The organism is Rhodococcus sp. EPR-134 (assembly GCF_001647205.1).
GTDB classification, from domain to species: Bacteria; Actinomycetota; Actinomycetes; order Mycobacteriales; family Mycobacteriaceae; genus Rhodococcus_F; species Rhodococcus_F qingshengii.
In genome coordinates this window covers 1-2,428 of record NZ_LVCT01000532.1, presented here as the reverse complement: position 1 = coordinate 2,428, position 2,428 = coordinate 1, and the positions used below count along the sequence as shown (strand labels likewise).

Below are 2,428 nucleotides of genomic sequence, written 5' to 3'. Positions count from 1 at the left end.
GGTCGCCGGTGGCGTCGAATCCATGAGCAGGGTTCCGATGGGATCCTCGTCCGGCGGGATGAATCCCCTGGGAGATTGGTTCTTGGCGCGCTATCACGGCGTCGCCCCCTCGCAAGGGGTCGGTGCGGAAATGATCGCCGAGCAGTGGGGTCTGTCGCGCCGTCAATGTGACGCTTTCGCGCTCGCCTCGCATGCGAAAGCCGCGCACGCGCAAGACGACGGATGCTTCGACGACCAGATCCTGCCGATCGTGCTCGCCAACGGCACCAAGATCGCCCGCGACGAGGGGATCCGCCGCGGCGGAACGCCGGAAACCCTGGCCGGGATCAAGACCGCGTTCTCCGACACCGGGGTGGTGACGGCGGGAAACAGTTCCCAGATTTCCGACGGTTCGGCCGCACTGTTGATGATGACCAGCGAGAAGGCCACGCAGTTGGGGCTGACACCGATCGTTCGAGTCCATACTGCCGTCCTGGCGGGCGCCGATCCGGTGATCATGCTGACCGCACCGATTCCGGCCACGGAGAAAGCCTTGTGGCGCAGCGGTTTGACGTTGTCCGATATCGGAGTTTTCGAGGTCAACGAAGCCTTTGCCACGGTGCCCCTTGCCTGGCTGGCCGAAACAGGGGCAGACCCGAAGCGGCTCAATCCGCACGGCGGAGCGATCGCATTAGGGCATCCCCTCGGTGGTAGTGGTGCACGCTTGATGACGACGATGATCCATCACATGCGAAACACACGAACGCGTTACGGATTGCAGACCATGTGTGAGGGCGGTGGGCAAGCGAACGCCACCATCCTCGAACTTCTCTGATCCAGTCGTATCCACGGCGGTGATCCTCGCCGAGCCTCTCAAGCGAGGATCACCCGAGCCGTCCCGACGTTCAGTGGGGGTATGTGAGCGGTGAAACGGGATAGAGGAGAGAGGAATACGAACATCAGACACGTCATCCGTCGTACGGTATTCGTCACGATATCGACCGCGGCGTTGGCGGCGCCGGCGGTGAAATTTCCTCCTCTGGTCCTGGTCTACGTCATCAGCGGTTCGCTACTGTTCTTCTCGCGATACCTCGACGACGATACCGACGCGCGCTCACTCGACAAGCGTGATTCCGGAACGGGAAAAGACCGTACCGACCGGACAACCACGTTCGTCGCCGTGCGCGAAAATCTTCGAAGACAATCTGGCGCACACATTTCGTCGGTGAGTATCTGTGACGGCGAATCTCCCAGACCGGACTCGTATCGACACGACCCGATGTGCCAACGCACGGAATGCGGCGGGCTAGATGCCGGTGACGACAATGCCTATCGCCGCGACAGCGATCATCACAAACCCGAAACACGCGAGCACCCACCGCCGACAGCGCCGGTATGGCGATGCCGTGCAAGCCAGAGCAGCGTAGGGCGCGGCAACTGCGAGGCCCAGGACCGCGAGAACGGCGAAGACCACATGTACCCGGATCATGGACACGAGAATTCCTCACCGCGCCGTAGCCTCGCCTGGGTTGTCATGCTTTCTTGACGAACTCGGATTTCAGTTGCATCGACCCGATTCCGGCGATTTTGCATTCGATATTGTGGTTGTCGGCACCGTCGACCAGGCGTATGTTACGCACCTTGGTTCCAGCTTTTATTCCTGTCGGACTGCCTTTGACTTTCAAGTTCTTCACAACGGTGACCGCGTCCCCGTCGGAAAGCTCATTTCCGACGGAGTCGACAACGATGGACCGGTCGACAATCTGCGATCCCTGGTGAGATATCCATTCGTGAGCACATTCGGGGCACACGCAGTGCGCCCCCATCTCGTAACTGTATTCGCTGGAGCATTGTGGGCACGGCGGCAGTGCATTGTTCACGGGGGCCATCCTCTTCCTTGTTCGGCATACTGATTCTTCGATTCGTGACACGTCTCGCCGGGTTCACGGCGCTGAGGCAGAGTCGACGTGCCCGCCACCGGCCGCGATACACCGACGAAACCTTGCCCGGGTTCTGGTGACTCGTCGGCCGTGCACACGTGGACGCTTACGCCTTGGGGACGCGGATGATGAGTGCGTCGCCTTGTCCGCCGCCGCCGCAGAGTGCGGCTGCGCCGATGCCGCCGCCGCGGCGTTGCAGTTCGAGGGCGAGGTGCAGGGCGATGCGGGCGCCGGACATGCCGAGGGGGTGTCCGACGGCGATGGCGCCGCCGTTGACGTTGACCTTGGCGGGGTCGAGGCCGAGTTCGCGGGTGGAGGCGATCCCGACGGCGGCGAACGCTTCGTTGATTTCGACGAGGTCGAGGTCGGTGGGGTCGATGCCTTCCTTGGCGCAGGCCTTGGCGATGGCGCGGGCGGGTTGGGACTGGAGGGTGGAGTCGGGTCCGGCGACGACGCCGTGGGCGCCGATTTCCGCGATCCAGGTCAGGCCGAGTTCTTCGGCTTTGGTT

Annotated in this window: 3 protein-coding genes and 1 pseudogene; 2 read left to right on the top strand and 2 right to left on the bottom strand. The window is 62.6% G+C overall.

The window, feature by feature from the left end; genetic code table 11:
* Both A2J01_RS24250 and A2J01_RS24245 read left to right on the top strand, forming a co-directional pair.
* Positions 1-814: thiolase family protein (locus A2J01_RS24250; protein WP_064113767.1), on the top strand; the 814-nt coding region annotated here is incomplete at its 5' end.
* Between the two features lie 189 nt (positions 815-1,003).
* Positions 1,004-1,525, top strand: a complete 522-nt coding sequence (locus tag A2J01_RS24245; protein ID WP_042926483.1) for a hypothetical protein — start codon at positions 1,004-1,006, stop codon at positions 1,523-1,525.
* On the opposite strand, the gene A2J01_RS24240 is transcribed toward A2J01_RS24245, so the two are convergent.
* Together A2J01_RS24240 and A2J01_RS24235 are read right to left on the bottom strand one after the other, a co-directional pair.
* Positions 1,512-1,859, bottom strand: coding sequence for a zinc ribbon domain-containing protein YjdM (locus tag A2J01_RS24240; RefSeq protein ID WP_042926495.1), 348 nt, complete (start codon positions 1,857-1,859; stop codon positions 1,512-1,514). The genes A2J01_RS24245 and A2J01_RS24240 overlap by 14 nt on opposite strands.
* A 166-nt stretch (positions 1,860-2,025) precedes the next feature.
* Positions 2,026-2,428, bottom strand: a pseudogene (locus A2J01_RS24235) (acetyl-CoA C-acyltransferase); the annotation flags it as partial.